Annotated in this window: 17 protein-coding genes; 8 read left to right on the forward strand and 9 right to left on the reverse strand. The window is 48.4% G+C overall.

Annotation, left to right across the window (positions count from 1 at the left end; all coding sequences use genetic code 11):
* Together ACWA6V_RS03675 and ACWA6V_RS03680 are read left to right on the forward strand one after the other, a co-directional pair.
* On the forward strand, nt 1-1,525 hold a 1,525-nt coding region (locus ACWA6V_RS03675; RefSeq protein ID WP_449521229.1), incomplete at its 5' end, for a GH36-type glycosyl hydrolase domain-containing protein.
* A 59-nt stretch (nt 1,526-1,584) separates the two neighbouring features.
* Nucleotides 1,585-3,327 (forward strand): diguanylate cyclase domain-containing protein, encoded by a 1,743-nt coding sequence (locus tag ACWA6V_RS03680; RefSeq protein ID WP_449521230.1) that lies wholly within the window; start codon nt 1,585-1,587, stop codon nt 3,325-3,327.
* 20 nt (nt 3,328-3,347) lie between these two features.
* Here the strand turns inward: ACWA6V_RS03680 and ACWA6V_RS03685 are convergent, their stop codons facing one another.
* A complete protein-coding gene (locus ACWA6V_RS03685) occupies nt 3,348-4,094 on the reverse strand; it encodes a Crp/Fnr family transcriptional regulator (protein WP_449521231.1) in 747 nt (248 codons plus the stop codon).
* A gap of 213 nt (nt 4,095-4,307) precedes the next feature.
* Between ACWA6V_RS03685 and ACWA6V_RS03690 the strand changes: the two genes are divergently transcribed.
* From ACWA6V_RS03690 to ACWA6V_RS03700, 3 genes are all read left to right on the forward strand, one after another.
* A complete protein-coding gene (locus ACWA6V_RS03690) occupies nt 4,308-4,874 on the forward strand; it encodes a ferritin-like domain-containing protein (protein ID WP_449521232.1) in 567 nt (188 codons plus the stop codon).
* Between the two features lie 641 nt (nt 4,875-5,515).
* The gene (locus tag ACWA6V_RS03695) at nt 5,516-5,839 is read left to right on the forward strand and encodes a BON domain-containing protein (RefSeq protein WP_449521233.1); all 324 of its coding nucleotides are present in this window, start codon (nt 5,516-5,518) and stop codon (nt 5,837-5,839) included.
* A 544-nt stretch (nt 5,840-6,383) separates the two neighbouring features.
* On the forward strand, nt 6,384-8,354 hold the full coding sequence (locus ACWA6V_RS03700) for a catalase (protein WP_449521234.1): 1,971 nt from the start codon (nt 6,384-6,386) through the stop codon (nt 8,352-8,354).
* A gap of 29 nt (nt 8,355-8,383) precedes the next feature.
* On the opposite strand, the gene ACWA6V_RS03705 is transcribed toward ACWA6V_RS03700, so the two are convergent.
* The 5 genes from ACWA6V_RS03705 to ACWA6V_RS03725 form a co-directional block, all read right to left on the reverse strand.
* Nucleotides 8,384-8,905 carry a hypothetical protein gene (locus ACWA6V_RS03705; RefSeq protein ID WP_449521235.1) on the reverse strand — a complete coding sequence of 174 codons (522 nt, stop codon included), beginning with the start codon at nt 8,903-8,905 and terminating at the stop codon, nt 8,384-8,386.
* Between the two features lie 369 nt (nt 8,906-9,274).
* Nucleotides 9,275-9,433: a DUF3309 family protein gene (locus ACWA6V_RS03710; RefSeq protein WP_310076255.1), complete on the reverse strand. Its 159-nt coding sequence runs from the start codon at nt 9,431-9,433 to the stop codon at nt 9,275-9,277.
* Nucleotides 9,434-9,505: 72 nt separating this feature from the next.
* Nucleotides 9,506-10,372, reverse strand: coding sequence for an OmpA family protein (locus tag ACWA6V_RS03715; RefSeq protein ID WP_449521236.1), 867 nt, complete (start codon nt 10,370-10,372; stop codon nt 9,506-9,508).
* Nucleotides 10,369-10,743, reverse strand: a complete 375-nt coding sequence (locus ACWA6V_RS03720) for a DUF4398 domain-containing protein (RefSeq protein WP_449521237.1) — start codon at nt 10,741-10,743, stop codon at nt 10,369-10,371. Before ACWA6V_RS03720 ends, ACWA6V_RS03715 begins: the two co-directional genes overlap by 4 nt.
* 79 nt (nt 10,744-10,822) lie before the next feature.
* Nucleotides 10,823-11,644, reverse strand: a complete 822-nt coding sequence (locus ACWA6V_RS03725) for a BON domain-containing protein (protein ID WP_449521238.1) — start codon at nt 11,642-11,644, stop codon at nt 10,823-10,825.
* Between the two features lie 441 nt (nt 11,645-12,085).
* On the opposite strand from ACWA6V_RS03725, the gene ACWA6V_RS03730 reads away from it, so the two are divergent.
* From ACWA6V_RS03730 to ACWA6V_RS03740, 3 genes are all read left to right on the forward strand, one after another.
* On the forward strand, nt 12,086-12,442 hold the full coding sequence (locus ACWA6V_RS03730; RefSeq protein ID WP_310076247.1) for a DUF883 family protein: 357 nt from the start codon (nt 12,086-12,088) through the stop codon (nt 12,440-12,442).
* 122 nt (nt 12,443-12,564) lie between these two features.
* Nucleotides 12,565-12,933: a phage holin family protein gene (locus tag ACWA6V_RS03735; protein WP_449521239.1), complete on the forward strand. Its 369-nt coding sequence runs from the start codon at nt 12,565-12,567 to the stop codon at nt 12,931-12,933.
* Nucleotides 12,930-13,202: a hypothetical protein gene (locus ACWA6V_RS03740; RefSeq protein WP_449521240.1), complete on the forward strand. Its 273-nt coding sequence runs from the start codon at nt 12,930-12,932 to the stop codon at nt 13,200-13,202. The genes ACWA6V_RS03735 and ACWA6V_RS03740 overlap by 4 nt, the downstream gene beginning before the upstream one ends.
* Before the next feature lie 28 nt (nt 13,203-13,230).
* Here the strand turns inward: ACWA6V_RS03740 and moeA are convergent, their stop codons facing one another.
* The 3 genes from moeA to ACWA6V_RS03755 form a co-directional block, all read right to left on the reverse strand.
* A complete protein-coding gene (moeA, locus tag ACWA6V_RS03745) occupies nt 13,231-14,454 on the reverse strand; it encodes a molybdopterin molybdotransferase MoeA (protein ID WP_449521241.1) in 1,224 nt (407 codons plus the stop codon).
* 45 nt (nt 14,455-14,499) lie between these two features.
* The gene (locus tag ACWA6V_RS03750) at nt 14,500-16,935 is read right to left on the reverse strand and encodes a patatin-like phospholipase family protein (protein ID WP_449521242.1); all 2,436 of its coding nucleotides are present in this window, start codon (nt 16,933-16,935) and stop codon (nt 14,500-14,502) included.
* Nucleotides 16,936-17,182: 247 nt separating this feature from the next.
* On the reverse strand, nt 17,183-18,712 hold a 1,530-nt coding region (locus ACWA6V_RS03755), incomplete at its 5' end, for a malectin domain-containing carbohydrate-binding protein (RefSeq protein WP_449521243.1).

Consider the following 18,712-nt stretch of genomic DNA (forward strand, 5'->3'; position numbering starts at 1 on the left):
CAAGGTGCATGAATACTCGACGCGCACCCTCGGCGCCGTGCAAGTCAAAACCCCTGATCCCGCCTTCAATGTACTTGCCAACGGTTGGCTGCTCTACCAAACACTGGCCTGTCGCCTCTGGGCGCGCAGCGGTTATTACCAATCCGGTGGCGCTTACGGTTATCGCGATCAATTGCAAGACACCATGGCTCTCGCCCACACCCAACCGGGCATGATGCGCGCGCAACTACTACGCGCTGCCCAACGCCAATATCACGAAGGCGATGTACAACATTGGTGGCATCCTCCACAAGGCCGCGGCGTGCGCACCCGCTGTTCGGACGACTATCTCTGGCTGCCGCTGGTGACTTGCCACTACGTGCAAAACACTGGCGATACCGGTGTACTCGACGAACAATTGCATTACCTCACCGGGCGTTTGCTCAATGACGATGAGGAATCCTATTACGATTTGCCGGGGCAGAGCACCGACACCGGCAGTCTCTATCAACATTGCCAGCGCGCCATCGAACACGGTCTGCGTTTTGGCGAGCGTGGCATGCCGCTGATGGGCTCGGGCGATTGGAATGACGGTATGAATCTGGTCGGTATTCACGGCAAAGGCGAGAGCGTCTGGCTCGGTTTTATGCTCTACAAAGTGCTGCTTGCCTTCGCCAAAATCGCGCATCAACGCCACGATCTGGTCTTTGCTGATCGCTGTATGCACGAGGCAAAACTGTTGCAACACAATATCGATCAATACGCTTGGGACGGCGCCTGGTTTCGCCGCGCCTGGTTTGACGACGGTGTCGCCCTGGGTTCAGCGGTTAACGATGAGTGCCGGATCGATTCCATTGCCCAGAGCTGGTCGGTACTGTCAGGCGCAGGCGATCCCATGCGCGCGCGTCAGGCCATGGCCTCGCTCGACAAGCATTTGGTGCGCCGCGACCAGGGCATTATCCAACTGCTCGACCCGCCGTTCGATAAGTCCGCCATGAACCCCGGCTACATCAAAGGCTATGTCCCAGGCGTGCGCGAAAACGGCGGCCAGTACACCCACGCCGCCATCTGGGCGACCATGGCCTTCGCCGAATTGGGCGATAGCCAACGCGCATGGGAACTCTTCAGCATCATCAACCCGGTCAACCATGGCAACAGCGCCGCTGCGGTCGCCCTCTACAAAGCCGAACCCTATGTGGTCGCTGCCGACGTATACGCCATCGCCCCCCATACCGGGCGCGGCGGCTGGAGTTGGTACACGGGTTCGGCGGGTTGGTTGTATCGCCTGATGGTGGAATCGCTACTCGGTATCACTCGCCAAGGTGGCGAGCTGCACATCAAACCCTGTTTGCCAAAAGACTGGCCGGGTTACAGCGTGGATTATCGGTTTGGTAATACGGTTTATCGTATTGAAGTCATTCAGCGTGATGGGGGTGAAAGCAAAATACGGGTGGATGGGGTTGAGTTGGAAGGTGCTGGAATTCCCCTGGTGGATGACGGGGTGGGGGGGAGAGTGGAAGTGGTCCTCTGTACGTCACCGCACTGACGTAATTTATCTATCGCATTAATCTCATGCATCTTTCCTATATTGGGTGATGTTTTTTCATGATGATCCCCGCGACCCATTTATTGCTAATTGAAAGCAATCCCGCTGATGCCAAGTTGATAAAGGACGCATTGCGTAACGACAGTGCCACATTCATTGTCGAATGGGTAACTTCGCTTGCAGAGGCATTGAAGCATCTCGCTAAAACCCCGGTTGAAGTCATCTTGTTGGATCTGGCATTGCCCGACGGAAAAGGTTTGGAAGCGTTTGATAAGGTGATGGGGGCAGCCCCCGATGCATTAATTTTAGTATTGAGTGCAGCAACGGATGAAGAATTAATGCGTGCTGCTATGAAGCGGGGCGCGCACGACTATTTTGCCAAAGGTCATATCGACGCGCATTGGCTACCGCGCGCGCTAAATTATATTTTGGAACGCAAAGTATCACGCTCTGCATTGCGCGATAGCGATGAACGTTTTCGCGCGATGAGCGACGCTTCGCCGCTCGGTATTTTTGTGTCTGATGCGCAGGGTAATTGTATTTATACCAACGCGGCTTACCACAATATTTCCGGGCAAACATTAGCAGAGACGCTTGGTACCAATTGGACTAGTGCGATCCATCCAGAAGATCGGATGAAAGCTATTTCGGAGTGGGGTGATGCGGTGCGCAGCCATGCTCCGTTTGTTGCAGAAGTGCGGTTTTTGCGCAAGGATAAATCCGTGCTATGGACCCGCTTGAATGCTGCGATGATTCACGCTGATGGCAGCAAAGAAAAATCATTGGGTTATGTGCAAATTGTTGAAGATATTAGTGAGCGGAAAACAATAGAGAAAATATTGCGTGTAACAGAGGAAACCGTTTTTGAGCAGCAGGAGCGGGCGCAGGTTACGCTAAATTCCATTGGTGATGGTGTGCTGACGACCAATCTGGCAGGGAAAGTCAGTTATTTAAATCGTGTCGCAGAGACGATGACGGGCTGGCCGTTGAAAGATGCTTTGGGCTTACCATTGGAAAAAGTGTTTACGCTAATCGATGCGGATACACGTAGGCCTTTCGTAAACCCTGAGAATGCCGCAGTTACCACCAACGCGACGGTGAAACTCCCGGCCAACTTATTGCTGGTACGACGTGATGGTACTGAATCGCCAATAGAAGATTCAATTGCACCTATCCATAATCGCAACAATGAAGTTGCCGGTGCGGTAATTGTTTTTCACGATGTCAGTGAAACGCGTGCAATGGCGAAAAAAATGCTGCACATGGCGCAGCACGATTTTCTCACTGGCCTCGCGAATCGCGCACTTATCACCGAACGGCTCACGCGCGCGCTCGGGCTCGCACAGCGCAAGAAAAAACAGGTCGCCCTCCTGTTTATTGATTTGGATAATTTTAAACATATCAATGATTCGCTCGGTCATGCAGTGGGCGATAAATTGTTGCAATCGGTAGCCAACAGATTACAGGATGTTGTACGCGCAACAGATACGGTATGTCGCCAGGGTGGCGATGAATTTGTGGTATTGCTCACGGAGATCGAGCAGCGTAGTGATGCCGCACAAGTAGCAGAAAAATTAATTGCGGCCTTTGCATTACCCCATATTATTCACCAGTGTGAACTGCAAATCACCCTGAGCATTGGTGTCAGTGTTTATCCGGATGATTGCAGCGATGTGGAAGAAGCATTTCAGCATGCCGATGAAGCTATGTATCAGGCAAAAAAAATTGGCAGAAATAATTACCAATTTTTTAGTGAAGAAAGCGGTAAATTTCAACCTTTGACGACAATCAAGGCCTCTTAAATTAAGCATGGTTGGGGAAACTATTTTTTTATCTCATGCGGCGCAAATACTTGTTCGTAATCCCGAATAACCATTTGATAACATTCGCAGGCGGAGGCTTCCAATCCTTTGCGGTCGAGAATCATAATTTCGCCGCGGCTGTAGTGAATGATATTTTTTGCCTGCAATAACCCCGCTGCCACAGTAACGCTGCTGCGGCGTACACCGAGCATATCTGCAAGAAATTCCTGGGTTAAATGTAACTGGTCTGCATGCGTGCGGTCGTGCGTCATCAATAACCAGCGTGCAAGCCGTGGTTCAGTTTCATGGAAGTGAATGCACGCAGCGGTTTTTGCCAGCTGTTCCAGTAACACATACACATAACGGTTTAATTGATTCACGAATGCGGGTGCTGCATGCAATTCGCTGCGCAGTTGTGTTGCGCTGATGCGTAATGCCTTGCCAGAGCCTTGCACCAGTGCACGCATGGGTGCGGTGGGAATGCCTAGTGACAAAGTTGAGCCCAGCATGCCCTCGTTGCCAATCAGACCCATCTCTAATGGTTGGTGGCCTTCTACAATAGTGACTAATGAAATAAATGCAGTGACAGGAAAATAAGCGTATTTAAACGGACGTTCTGCTTCGCACAAAATCGTGCCAAATTTTAGATTAACCAGTTCACAAGAATTCAGCAAATGATCGCGCAATTTTGGCGGCAATCCTTGTAATAAACGGTTGGTTGCTGGTTCCAATGGCTGTGGTTTTTGCGAGTCCGAAGGCTGGTGCATTTAATTCTTCTATAGCACTGCGGCGCCAACAAAGGCGCGAGACAGGTGCCGTGCAATCTCGCTTCCCTAGTTTGTCGAATCAATTCACTTGCCTCTGTTCGGTACACCACAAAGCCTGTGTTTGTCGCTATTGAGACCCTGTTTGTGCGGTTGCGCACCGACTCAATATTTTACGCAGGGCAAGCTGGGTGTACATCTTCAGGAAATATGATCATGAAAATTAAACCCAATGAAAACATTGTAGAAAGCTTGCGCGATCAAGCGCTGGAGAATTTAGAGCAGGGTGCGGTTACCGCGGGTTATTCCGCTAATGTTGATGAGGTTCTTTATTATCTCAATGAAGCCTTGGCGACTGAGTTGATTTGTGTGCTGCGTTATCGCTCGCATCACTTTATGGCGCGCGGTATTCACGCCAAAGGTATTGCACAGGAATTTTTAGTGCACGCCAGCGAAGAATTGGTGCACGCCGATATGATCGCTGCGCGCATCGTGCAATTGGGGGGTGAGCCCAATTTTTCACCCGACGGACTCAATACACGCAGTCATGTCAAGTTTGCCTCTGCCAATTCTCTGGTTGAAATGATCAGGGAAAATTTGATCGCCGAGCGTGTTGCGATTGACAGTTATCGCGATCTTATTCAATACCTTGGCAATGATGATCCTACCACCAGTCGTATGCTCGAGGAAATTTTAGCAATGGAAGAGTCGCATGCAGATGAGTTGGCAGACTGGTTAGATGATTTCCCTAAATCAAACGTAAGTGAATTTGTCATCAATTAGAAAATCCGGAGCTGATAATGCATCTGACAAAAGGAGTAAAAATAGTATTGGCGGCTGTATGCGTGCTTTTTTTTGCTTTTGTAATATACGGGCTAGCCACTGATTGCCCTCACACTGCAGGTTACTTTTTTTGCAGCGAATCCGAACGTGAGTATTTGCAGCCATAAGCTCTAATGGAAAGCAGGCTAATAACATTAGTCTGCTTTCTCTATTCGAACACAGAAATTATCTTGCAAAAATATCATTCAACAATTTCGATAGCGCACACCTAAATTCTGGGCATACCTAAACGGCGCGATTAAAACTCTTTACGTGCATTCTCTGCTTTCTTGGCCTTTTTGGCCTCCTGTTTTTCCTTTGCTGTTTTGGCGGCGGGTTTCTTGGTTTCCTTCTTGCTGTCTTGTGCTTTGCTCATGATAGTTCTCGCGGGTTGGGAAAAGGGGAGCTGGAAGACTAGGCTACATCCAATTGCGCAGGAAAGATATATAGCAATAGCATCATGTGGCATCAAGATATGTGCCTTGGGTTCGGTATCGCACGGAAAGCCGATGAGGCAGATAGTCTAATGCTCGCCTCTGCAACAATCCGTCAACGACAAATGGAGATGGCATTAAATGATCAATCGGCAGCGATCACAGGGTTTGAATATAGCCGTAATTGCCATACTGATAATGGGGTTTTGTGGTTGCGATAAATCTGAAGGTATTGTCAGCTCAGAAGATACGTTGGCCAGTGTAACGGCAGAGGTGATCGATATGGAATTGGCGCACTCCGTAAAAGTGGCGCTGGCCGAGCAAGAATCCCTGGCTGATGTTGATATTGCAGTAAAGGTTAGCAATGGCGAGGTGATTTTACGCGGCATTGTTGATAATCAAGCACAGCATGATTTGGCCGTAAAAATTGCAAGCGATGTGACGGGTGTTGAGTCAGTGGAAGATGCGCTGGGGATTAAAGAGCAAAACTAAGCCAAATGCATTTTTGAGTGACAGCATTGAAGATCTATTTCTTTTCTGAATCAAAGCTGAATGCGGGGTTTTTTGTTTAAAACAAATAGTTGGTTTGAATAATACCGCACATATTTCATTTCTTTTTATTATCTCTTTGCACATTGCGCGCCGCAAATGGTCTTTCTTAAGCGCCATTATTTAATGGGTTCTGCAGCTCTATTTAATTTGATTTGTAGTGGTGTGAGTGCAATCACATTTGCAGATGAGATTCTTATTTTCTTCATATGTTGCTGTTACTATCGCAACGGTTTTCACTAGCGAATCTTATTAATTATTCGTTAATTTTTTTCGCGATGACAATCACGGTTTTTTAAATTTTTTTAGTTAAAAAATGCTGATTTAGTCGGGTACGCGCGTCAATTTGGCACATCAGTTTGCAATATGAATAGCAGGCATTATTTGAATCTGGATATTTTTACACTAGGAATGTTTTTTGCCTTATTTGATTTTAACTGTTTGGTATGAAGAGCGTGGTATTAAAAGTTTCTACGAGGATAGTTGAATGGCAAATTTCAAGGGTGATACCCAGGCAATAAAGATGGTTGAGGGGCACGCATTGAGCGAAAAAATAATGCGTTTTGAGCCCGAGCGCAGAGTCAATACCCGTGCTGCGGCGGCACATGGAATATTTCAGTTGTATGAGTCCCAATGTGAATATACCAAAGCAGTGTTTTTACAGGACCCTGCTACTGTTACCCCGGTGTTTGTGCGTTTTTCTACCCTTGCCAGTGTGCGTGGTTCGGGCGATTGCACGCGCACCCCGCGTGGTTTTGCGGTGCGCTTCTTTACCGGTGAGGGCAATTTTGATTTGGTCGGCAGTAACCTGCCGGTGATGTATAGCCAGTATGGTGCAACCTTCGCTGACCTGATTCACGCGGCAAAACCGGAAGCAGATAACCCGGCGCCCCATGTCTCATCAGCGCACAACCGATTTTGGGATGTTATTTCGCTAAACCCGGAATCGATGCATAAAGTTATGTGGACTATGTCGGATCGCGCGCTGCCACGAAGCTTCGCCATGATGGAAGGTTTTGGTGTGCATACGTTTCGCTTTGTTAACGCGCGCGGCAAATCTTATTGGGTGAAATTTCATTGGAAGCCAGTGCTGGGAGTGCATTCATTGGTGTGGGACGAGGCGGTAAAACTGGCGGCCAAGGATGCTGATTTTCATCTGCGCCATCTATGGGAACTGATCGATCAAAGGCACTTTCCCGAGTGGGAGTTAGGGCTGCAGATAGTGCTGGAAGAAGACCGCTATAAATTTGATTTTGATTTGCAGGATGCGACCAAACTGATTCCTGAATCCCTGGTGCCTGTGCGTATTGTCGGCAAGCTCACACTGAACCAGAATCCGGAAAATTATTTTGATGAAATAGAGCAGGTGGCTTTTCATTCAGAGAATCTGGTACCTGGAATTGAATTCAATAACGAACATTCCGCAAAAGTATTTACTGATTCCGATATACAAATGTCGCGTCTTTGCAGTGCCAATTTTACTGAATTACCGCTTAATCGTTCGCGTACGATGATTGATAAGCTCAAGCGCGACATCCAGTTGCGCGCATTCAGAAATACCGATAACGCAAGTTGTGAACTTTATTCAGTCGAAAACTCACTGCAAAAATATTGGGTAGCAGGTGATCCTGTTAGCTTTCCCGAAACGCTATCAAGTGAAAAGAGATTGGCAACCATTCAATTGTTCAGTGACCACTTTACGCAAGCAGCGCTGTTTTGGCGCAGCCAGTCAGCGTGGGAGCAAAACCATGTGGTTGCGGCATTCTGCTTTGAATTGGCCAAGGTGAGCGTGGCAGAAATACGCGAACGCATGGTGGCGAACCTGATGCAGATAGATAACACATTGGCTGCACGTGTTGCTGAGGGATTGGGAATCACGCTGCCGGTCTCTGCATCCTCACCGGTTGCGAACATTGAATTTATAGAGCCGTCATTGAGTATGGCCCACACGCGCAAGAATGTTATCGTCGGTCGGTGTGTTGCAGTATTGGTTGGCAATGGATTTGAAGGTGCGCGTCTCATGGCTTTACAGGAGGAATTGGTGGCCTGTGGCGCAAGTGTAAAAATGATTGGTTCGCGCCTTGGTGAAGTGAAATGCAGCCAGGGGCGTGCGCTGCAGATTGATAAGAGTCTCGCTACTGTGGGTTCGGTGATGTTTGATGCAGTCTACATTCCCGGTGGACATCGTAGTGTTGAAGCGCTCTGTAAGGATGCCAACGCAGTGCTGTTTGTCAAAGAGGCTTATAAACATGGCAAGGCAGTCGCTGCGAGTAATGAGGGCGGTATGTTAATTACTCGCGCAGCGCGCTCGTCAGTCATGTCGGATGTATTCAAAGGGCCAGGTGTTATTACCGCTGGTCCCAATACACCAACCGAGGATTTTGTTAGGTCATTTATTGATGCAGTGGCTGCTCACCGTTTTAGTGAGCGTCCGGATATGGGTGCCATTGTAGCCTGATAAAAGTCGTCACTGAATGTGCGCGGGGCTTAGTCCACGCGCACATTTTTGTAACCACCTACTGCTGTATCCATTACTGTTTTCGCCGTTGCTGTTTGTTGCCTGTTATGGGTATCCACAACCAATACAATTTGTCCGGTAAGAATTGCCTCTTGCACCAGTTGCGTGAGTGGCCGATTTTTTTTCATTGCCCCCATAGCGGCACCGATAAATCCACCAATACTTGCCCCCCAGCCAATTAATATCAATGGTGCAATTAACGGGCTTGCCACAAACAAATTAATGTTGGCTGCCATGAGTGCTAATTCCACTACTACACCCGCGATTGATCCTATTGCAACACCTATTGCAGTGCTAACCAGCACTGCTTTAAGTACGTCATTACTACTTTGGTTGCCAGCTAAGGATGCAGTTGCCGGTGGCGTAGCGTCGGTATCCCTGAGCGTCAACTGAGCCGCGGTAATTCCTTGTTTAAGGAGATCAGCATAAGCAGTTTCAGCTTGGTCGCGATGCGAAAAAAATCCGGAAATTTGATGATGATATTGGCGCATGATAATTATTCCTGGGCAGCGCCGTGCAAGACGGCAGAGTTTTTTTGTGGTCAACTCAAGCCTACGAGCCTTGGCTACAGGTGTCTGTGTGCTGTCGTACGCATAGCAAATCAACGTATAACAAGAATGGAATAACTTAAAATAGGGATAAGCAGATAAAAATAAATGCGGGGAAAATTCAGTAAAATAAATACAAGACAGAATGACAATAATCGAATGCCGGTGATTAGCCGAGGTATCCAGCGCTAAGCGCCAGAATCCCCAAGCTGATAATACCTAATGTCATTATTGTAATAAGGCTAAGAACCAAACGCGGATAGCGATTGAAAAAGCTTTGCCGAAACATGGTGCGTTTGCCTCCAAAAAATATTACAGCCGACCCATTAATACCAATACCAGTATGATCACTACCACCAAACCTAAACCACCACTCGGGCCATAGCCCCAACTGCGGCTGTGCGGCCAACTGGGAATTGCGCCGATCAACATTAAAATCAACACAATTAATAAAATCGTTCCTACGCTCATACACTTTTCCTCAATTTTTAATAATGAATAGTCTCACCTGACCGATGTTAGTGCATCGATCAGGCGAGTGTTTTATTGTGCAGCTGTTGCATTCGCGATGATCACTTCCACGCGGCGATTCAATGCGCGCCCGGAAACTGAATCGTTGCTTGCCACGGGAGAATTTTCTCCCTTGCCATAAGCGCCCAAGCGACTGGTACTAATGCCTTGCTCAAGGAGGTAAGTGCGAACCGATTCGGCGCGGCGTTGCGAGAGCGATAAATTACTCTCTTCACTGCCCACGTTGTCGGTGTGGCCTTCAATCATCAGCGTGCGCTCAGGATAGGCTTTAAGAAAGCTGGATAGTTTCGCCAGGTTTTCTGCCGCGTTACCTTTTAATTGTGAGTTGCCGGTTTCAAACAGCATATCGCCCAGTGTCACCACTAAACCGCGTTCGGTTTCTTTTGCATTCAGCTCGGCAATTTGGCGACGCAATGCATCGCTGTCTTCGCGCGCCATATCGGCATCCAGGCGCGCCTGTTCAGCGGCATCTTGCGCGCGATCGGCTTCACGGGTGCGCGAATCCAATCGCTCGGTATTGCGCTGTTCAGTCAAGCCGGCGCGCTGGTCTTCCAATTGTCGCGTTTTGGCTTGCGCCCAGGCGACATCTACTTCGCGCGCAGCAATAAACACCAAGTGGTCAGAGAGCGCTTTATCTTTACGCGGGATTTCCGCTTCTTTTACGGCCGTGTCCGCATTGCGAATGGCGACCGACACCTTGCTAGCAAGCGCTGGGTTATTTTGTAGCTGGGTGAGTTTTTCACGCGCAACAACGGCACCTTCGGGTGTTTTAGGCGCGCTGGCGCAACCACCAAGAATTAACAGGCTGGTGAAAGCAATCAATATCGGCGTGCGCAAACGCAGCGAGTTTTTGGTGGAGTTCAGTTTTAGTGATTTCATTGTGCATCCCCTGTTTTACGCTGCATTTCTTCTTTAAGAACATCAATGTTTTTAGTCATATCCGTATTCACTTCTTCGGCTTTGGCAAGTTCTGCTTTAGCGGCCGCGAGTTTGATATTCATGCTCGCCTGCTGGGCCAAACGTTTTGCCAGTACCATATCTTCCTTCAATACTGCCGCGCGTGAAGCGCTCAGTTGTTCGCGCGCTTCCTGCATTTCCGGCAATGCATATTGGGCAACACGCGCCTGTTCTGCATCGGTCAGGGATTGTTCGGCAGCGCTGATTTCTTGCGTTGGTGGCAGTGGTTTTGAAGCGCAAGCGGCGAGCAGTAACAAGCTTGTGCCTAACGCCAAAAGGTGCAGGATTGACATCCGCGGACCTCTGGCAATAGCAGTGTGTGTTAATGGATTCATGGTAGTTACCTTTAATGGATGGGCGGTTTTGTTGCGATTAATTAATCAATTCTTTTGATTGAACGCTTTTTACACCGCGAATATTTTGTGCAAGCTCAATGGCGAGTGCGCGTTCAACACCGCTATCGAGTTTGCCGCTCAAGGTGACGACACCGGCGTTAGTGCTAACGTTAATGTCAGAGCCATTCACATTGCGCGAGTACATATAAGTGGATTTCAGTTTGGTGGTAATCCAACTATCGGAAATGGTTTTGCTCATTTCTTTAGTGGATGCTTTGGCCATTCCGGTTACACCGGGGGTTTTATTAACGACAAGTTTATTGTCTACCGACTTAACGCCGTGTGTACCCGTTGCTAAACGGCCCGCGAGCGCTTTGGCTTCTTCTGTGTCGGCAGTGCCAACGAGCGTCACCTTGCCAGCATCAGTTTCTACTTCAATAGATTGGCTATCGGTATATTTGCTCCACAACAATTTTGATTTCACGGTGCTGGTGATAGTAAGGTCATCAATGTGATCACCATAACCGCGTCCGGTTGCGGCAGGTTTGTAGTCGGCCAGCACTTCAATTTTGTTATCAACATCTTTAATGCCGGTTACGCCTTTTGCGATGGCGGTAGCCAAATCCTTATTCACATCTTCTTCTACGGTGCCTGTTAAAGTTGCCTTGCCTGCATCAACTGATACTTTGATATCGTTTGCGCGCAGATAAGGACTGAGTGCATAAGTTGTCCAGATTTGCGTCTCCTGTCGCGCGTTAATCACTTCTTGCGAGGCGGTAACTGCAAAGCACGCGCTGCTCATTACAATCAATGATGCGGCGATTGCCGGTGTAAGTAATTTACGCATGGAATTATTCATAGAGTTGCTCCAAAACCCCGTGGGGTTAAAAAATATAAAGGTTTTTGCAGCTACTCGAGTACATGCTAATAAGTAGGCAAATAACCTGATCCTTCAGTGACGGTTCTCTGGGCTGCAGGCAGGGTGACAATGGGCGGCGCAGGCGAATGGGTTGATGGATACACAGTAGCAGCGGGACTTCTATTTTTCGGTGCGCTGGCGCACCCTGCTATTAGTAAGTGGATGTGTTAGTTGGATGGGTTAGTTGGATGGGTTAGTTGGATGGGTTAGGCGAGCGAGTTAGGTGAATTGCAGCGGATGAGTGCGCTGGCGAACAGACGCAGGTAGCCTTGCGGATTAATATCAGGGTTCTGCTCCCGGTTGAGGTAAGCATTAAAAATTACCTGATTGTGATGGACGAAACAAATACGTATTTAAACAACTTATTATTAGGAATTAATTATGCAAGTTACTCAAAACAATCCCGCTTCTAATGCCAATAGCAAAGACACCAGTGTAGGTGACGCGAGTTCAGGTGTTGCACGTGAGTTTCACAGCTTTGTGGCTGACATAGAGGATCTCATTAAAGCGACTACCAATCTCACTGGCGATGAATTAAATCGCGCTAAGGCTAAATTGAACCAACGCATTGCATCAGCTAAAACCACTGTAGAAGATATGGGCGAAACAATTGTTAATCGCGCACGTAAAACTGCGGAAACTACTAATACCTATGTACATGAACAGCCGTGGAATGCCATAGGTGCAAGTGCTGCTGTAGGTTTGTTACTGGGTTATTTGTTGGCGCGTCGCTCATAAATACTCCACCGGCAGTGATTAACAAGGATGCATTCTTTTGAATGCATTTTTTTTGATATCAAGGATGTGCAATATCCCATAGTCACCGCGTTTGAGTGATTACACATTGGAGTAGAACATCCATGGAAATAATTAAGCGCCTGCGCTCAATGGCTAAAATCGTGATGACCAGGCTGGAGCTACATGGGCAGCTTATGAGTGTCGAGTGGGCGGAAGAGCGGCAGCGGTTACAGCAGTTGCTCGCTATTTCCCTGCTGGGGTTTATCTTTTTATTTTGTGCGCTGTTATTTGTCGGGATTTTTGCTGTAGCCCTCACCTGGGCTTCTGATTATCGCATTCATACAATCGCGGTGATGCTTGCACTCTACACTGTGGGATTCGGTGTATGCGCTTATCGTTTTACTTGCCTTGCTGCACGTGGTTCAGCGACTTTTGCTGCTACACGCGAGGAAGTTGCCGCCGATTTGGCGCTAATACGGAGCCAGTTATGAGTTTACCTGTTGAGCCCAGCCTAAGCGCAAGACGCTGTTTATTGCAGCAACAATTACGTATCCAAAGGCAACAAATTATTGAGCAGTTGTGTGAATCTGCCGCTGCTGAACAGCAGTTTCCGCGCAGCGCCACTATGCGTTTTCTTTCTGGCCGCACGGGTTTGAAATTATTAACTGAACTTGCCGTGCGGCAATTATCGGTGCGCTACCCAGGTCTTTTGGTAAATGCTTTTACCTTGCTGCGCTTATTTAAAAATAAAACTCCGTAGAACGATTTAAACAATCAGGGATGTTTTCCTAGCGAATAAACCTGTCAAATGGGATGACGTTAACAATCTCCCCTTCCGCTACTGATCCACGCTCCGCGTCAAGGCGGATATAGCAATTGGCTTGGGCCATTGCGCTCAATACGCCGGAACTTTGCAAGCCGGCACTAATCACCGTGGTAACGCCGTTGTTATTGGTAAGGATTCCACGTTGGAAATCAGTGCGTCCCGGTTGTTTTTTTAATGCATGGCCGGCAACAGCGCTGAGCATTTGCGGAGGTGAGATTGTCTCGCCGGCCAGATGGCGCAAGCCAGGTACGACCAATTGGTGATAAGTCACTGCAGTAGAAACCGGATTGCCCGGCAAACCAAAAAACCAACCTTGCCCCAAACGGCCAAACGCAAAAGGCTTGCCCGGTTTCATCGCAATTTTCCAAAAATCAATTTCACCTAATTCTGCCAGTACGTCTTTGGTGTAGTCCGCATCGCCCACCGAAACACCGCCGGTAGAAATCACCACATCGGCCCACTGCATGGCGGTAGTAAATGCGTTGCGCAGAGCGGGTAGATCGTCAGCAACTATTCCCAAATCGATTAGATCAATTGGCATGCGTGTTAAGAGCGCACCGAGCAGGGGGCGATTGCTATCATAAATTTTCCCTTGCTCGGGTGCCGCGCCCGCGGGCAACAATTCATCGCCGGTGGTGAGAATTGCCACACGCAGGCGGCGCACCACCGTCACTTGCGCTATTCCGAGCGATGCGAGCAAGCCAATATCCAGTGCAGATAAACGCTGCCCTGCCGCTAACACTTCGCTACCTGATTTAATGTCCTCACCTGCACGCCGAATATTCTCGCCTGCCTCAGGCATTTGTGTGAGTGTGATGAGATCGCCAGCGCGCTGCACATTCTCCTGCATCACCACTGTATCGGCACCGACGGGCACTAACGCCCCGGTCATAATGCGCACCGCCTGATTACTGTCGAGCGCGCCGGTAAATGGGTGGCCAGCGAGCGACTGGCCGATAACATTCAGTGCTGCAGTGCAATCCTGCGCGCGCAGGGCATAGCCGTCCATCGCAGAATTATCGCCAGCAGGGACATTGATCGGTGCCGCAATAGGTGCAGCCAGCACGCGATCCAATGCAGCGTGCAAACCAATCGTTTCCGTTTCCCGCACGGGATTTAATTGATTACAAATACGTGCGAGTGCCTCTTCGATTGGCAGCAGGCCGGGTTGAACACAATGATCCACAGTTATCTCCTGTGATGGATATCAACTACATAACGCGCTGATTATTTAGCGCAACAACTCTTTTATATTATCCGCCGCTGAATGGGCGACAAAACTCCCTAGCGCTCGATAAACCTCAAATTGGGTTTCTTCAAAATATTGATCGCTGGTGGATTCATGTGGGTACAAGGGATTCGCACTGCGATAATAATGTAAATATTCCGGCTCGCGCCCGGTAAATGCCAGCTTCAAATACAGCAAGCGCCCAATCTCGCCGTTGCTGTATTCAATAATACCTTCAGCAAAATTGCTGGCGGAGATGCGATCTGCTGGACGTATGGCGGACACGTCCAATTTAATATTGATCCCGAAATCAATTGCGGCGTAACGCTGCAACGTAATGAGGCCAGCGAAAGCTAATGTGGGATCTGCTTCAGCATCAATACAAATAATCGTTTTGCACTGCCGCTTGAGCAATTCGTAAACCCCTAAATTTTCTAAATGCCCACCGTCGGAACAATTGATATAAGCGGTGCGCTCGCTCGCAAATCCAAACGCTTCCCGTATCAAATAGGGCAATCCGGGTGGGCGGAAACGGAAATTATATTTTTTACCTTTTTGGTTGAATTTCCCTGGATTAGGTAACCAATAATTCAAACGCAGGTTTAACAGGGTTAGTAAAAAGCGCAGTGGATTTATAGTGCCCACACCCATGTTGGGTGAAACCGCCGCTGCTGAAATAGCCACAGCGGTGCCCAGGTTAAAGTGTTTGTCTGCTGTCTCCAATGCAGTAGTGGGGCAGTAACCTGTAAAATCGCTGCCGCAATAATGCTTGGTCAAAATAAAAGGGATTGACCGCCGAGAGCGCAATTGTGGGTTGGAGCTGCCCTGTAAATTTAATGTGGTATTAATGATGTGATAGGGCGCGCTACTGTTGGTGCCGTTCAACTCGCTCATTTTTAATTGATCAACGTGTACAAGCTTTTGATCTTTTGGGCTAATTAAAAAAGTACGGCTCAATCTATCGCGATAGAATGGATGCAATGAAAAACGGTTAATGCTGATGCAGATAAAGTTGTACAGCCACACGGCCAGCCCCATCAGATAAATCCACCATTCGGCATGCCCGCGCGACAATTGCAATTGATTAACACGCAGCATGGTTTTGTTGGCGGGCAGGTGTAAAGCATTGGCCAATTTCTCCCATCCCATTTGGCGCAGCATAAAGCCCAGGCTTAATTCATCGGCAATGACCACGTCGATTTCCGCTTGTATTTCGGTGGTAAAAACATGGGCCCAGTGGGTGGGTGGGCATTCGAAATGAATAGTGCTATTGCCGTAAGCCGTCACGGCGCAGCCTTGGGTATCGATATATTTACTGTCGAGGATTGGCAATAACAGCGTTTGCAATTGCGCCGCAACGGCTGCATCAAACACATAGGGTTGGTAGGCGATGTTTTGTTCATAGTAGTCGAGAACTCTCGACGCATTGCCTGCGTGGGTCAAGCCTACCTTATCGCTCAATTTATCGCCCTGGTGATAACTGAAGGGCGAATTGACTGCTTGAATGCAAAAGAAAAGATAGATCAATACCAGCAATACCGGCGCCAGCAAACTGCTGAGGATAAGAATAAATTTCGCGCGTAGTTTTATATAGCCCACCACAAATGCCAGTAGTAGCACAACTCCGGTGATGGCGATGCCATTGGCTTGGGTTTTTACAAAGTGATTAATATCGATCAATAAAGTGGTGGCGTTGTAGCCAACAATATTGCGCAGGAAATGCAGCAGCGGGATTGTTAAAATCGCAGTGAGTGCGACGACGGTGTAGATTACCAGGCGGCCATCGGCGCGGTCGCGCCCGCACCAGCTCAATTTATCTTTATACAAAGGGCGAAGTATAAAACCGCCAATCAGCGGTAATATTCCCAGCAGCAGCGGAAAGAAAAATTGAATTTCTGCACTGAAGTGGCCAATCATTTCCAAAAATAATTCGGTGGCAAATACCGCCAGAATAACGAGTGGAAAAAAGGTCAATACGCTGCGCAGTACCCCTTCCACAAATAAAACGGGTGTTCTAAGACCATTCATAAATCCACCCGCGCGCAAATATTCGCTGTAATTGCGGATATGGTTCAATGCATCGGGTTCATTGCGTCCATTTTTATCGGTTAACAGATGTAGATTGTCTGAATTATCTTTGGCCAGCGCACTGACACAACTGCCAATGTAACCACCGCCGGACACCGTGGACAGATAATCGATTTTGGAAAAAAGCTTGTGACTGATGAGATGTTGGATCACGCCCAAACAAAATGATGCAGAGCGAATACCGCCGCCCGAGCAAGCAAGTCCAACCAGGTCATTATCGGTAGTAAAGGTATTTTTCAGGGAGTCTGCACTCTGGCTTTCAGCGCAATTAGCCCGCCGTTTTGCCACTTCTACCAGCTCCTGCGGGAAAACTTCCTCCTGGAATTTTTCGATCTTTGGGTCTTCATTCATGGTGAGAATTTCCTTTTTATTATGAAAGCGTTATGTGCCTCTTAATAAGCCGGGGCGAATCAGGCAGTAATGCGGGATTTTGGAAGGGGTGACCTTATGCGATAAGCGGGGGGCAATACAAGTCTGGCGCAGGGTTATTTTTGTTGTATGAGTTTGTGAACCGGGCAGGTTTAACACGGGGCATATAGTTGCAAAAACGCCCCGCAGCTTGGCTGCGGGGCGTTGTTAGTGGGTGTGATGTTCCGGATTAAAACCCTTTGTATTTGCTCACCCAAGGCGAGCGACACAAGCGGCAGTTAGTCCCGATGAACATGCCTTTACCTGAACCCGTCAGGTCATCTTTTAACATCCAATTTAACCAACCGACTGCCACTATCCCGAATTCGCCACCGTTATCCTGAAAATAGGCATCGCCATGGCCTTGCGGATAATTGGCATGATACACAGGGACATTGTTCACTTCGCTGTATTCCTGTAATCCTGGATTGTAAGCAACATCGCGTGAGTCGCCGTTAAAAATGGCGATGGGTGAGTGGAAGCGCGGGTAGTAACTGAATCTATCGCCGTAAATACCGAGGCCGCTGTTCAATGCGACTGCTGTATCCACGCGCGGGTCTACGGCGGCGAAGTGCGCCATGCCACCACCACAGGACCAACCCATAGTCGCAATTTTATCGACATTTAATTTGCCGTAATACTGGCTGCACTTGCGGCTGTTTTCTTTTACCGCCCAATCAATTGCCTTAACAAGTTCTGTTTCATGTTGGTCGTTGGAGCCTGAACCAAAAGGTCCGCCATTGGCGATAACCAGATAACCGTTTGAAGCAATTTGCAACAGGAAATCGGCTTGTTCGGTACCGACATTCGAGCAGGCGCCGTTACCCCATACCACAATCGGAATATTGTTCGCGCGACTCAAGTCCGGGCGATAAATCGTGTGATTCGATAAGGTTTGCGTTGCATGTTCGATGGCATAACCAAAAGCACCCGATGGAGGATTCTTTTGTTCTTGCCGCGTTACCGCTCTGTTGTAGTCGATCGCAGTGGGTATCTGGCGATCTGCGGTAGTGCATTCGGGTTCGGTTGAACCGGTGAAGGTTCCGCCATCGGTTGAATAAATCGCAAATCCGCTGATGGTGGCATTATCGACAATTGTTGTCAGGTTGATTGTCAGCTTGCCATCGGTCACGGCGATATTATTAACGCGTTGATCATAAGCAGTGTTACGGCCAACCAAACCGAATAAATCAAAATCGGAAAGTACAGCTTGCCCTTCAACGCTGACATTAAATGCGCGCGCACCTGCACCGTTGTGATACAGCTCGGCGAAATGCAGCACAACATTATAGGTTGCGTTGCTTACCGGAATTTCATAAGTGTAGGTGCCGTAACGTTCGGATTGATAAAGTGCATCTTCCGTTACCCCCGCAATTCCATCCGTGACTGTTTGTGTTGTCCCGCCGGAAGCAAAGCGATCGGGCTGATACACGACACCATTTAAAGTTGCCGCCGATGAATTTCCTGCGTTGATGGCATAGACAAATGTTTCTGCCGCGCGTGAACTGCTCGAGCTGGAAACACGGCTTGAACTTGATGAGCTGAGGATACTGGACGAACTCATCACGCTTGATGAACTGCTGGAGCGAGATGAACTGATCGCACTGGATGAGCTTCTTGCTGAGCTGGCAGTGTTACACACGAGGCCGCCCTGATTCGTCGGCTGGCTGTTACAGGTGGTATTACTGATACAACTTTTATTATTTTCCCAGCCCCAACC

It is taken from the genome of Cellvibrio sp. (assembly GCF_053579595.1).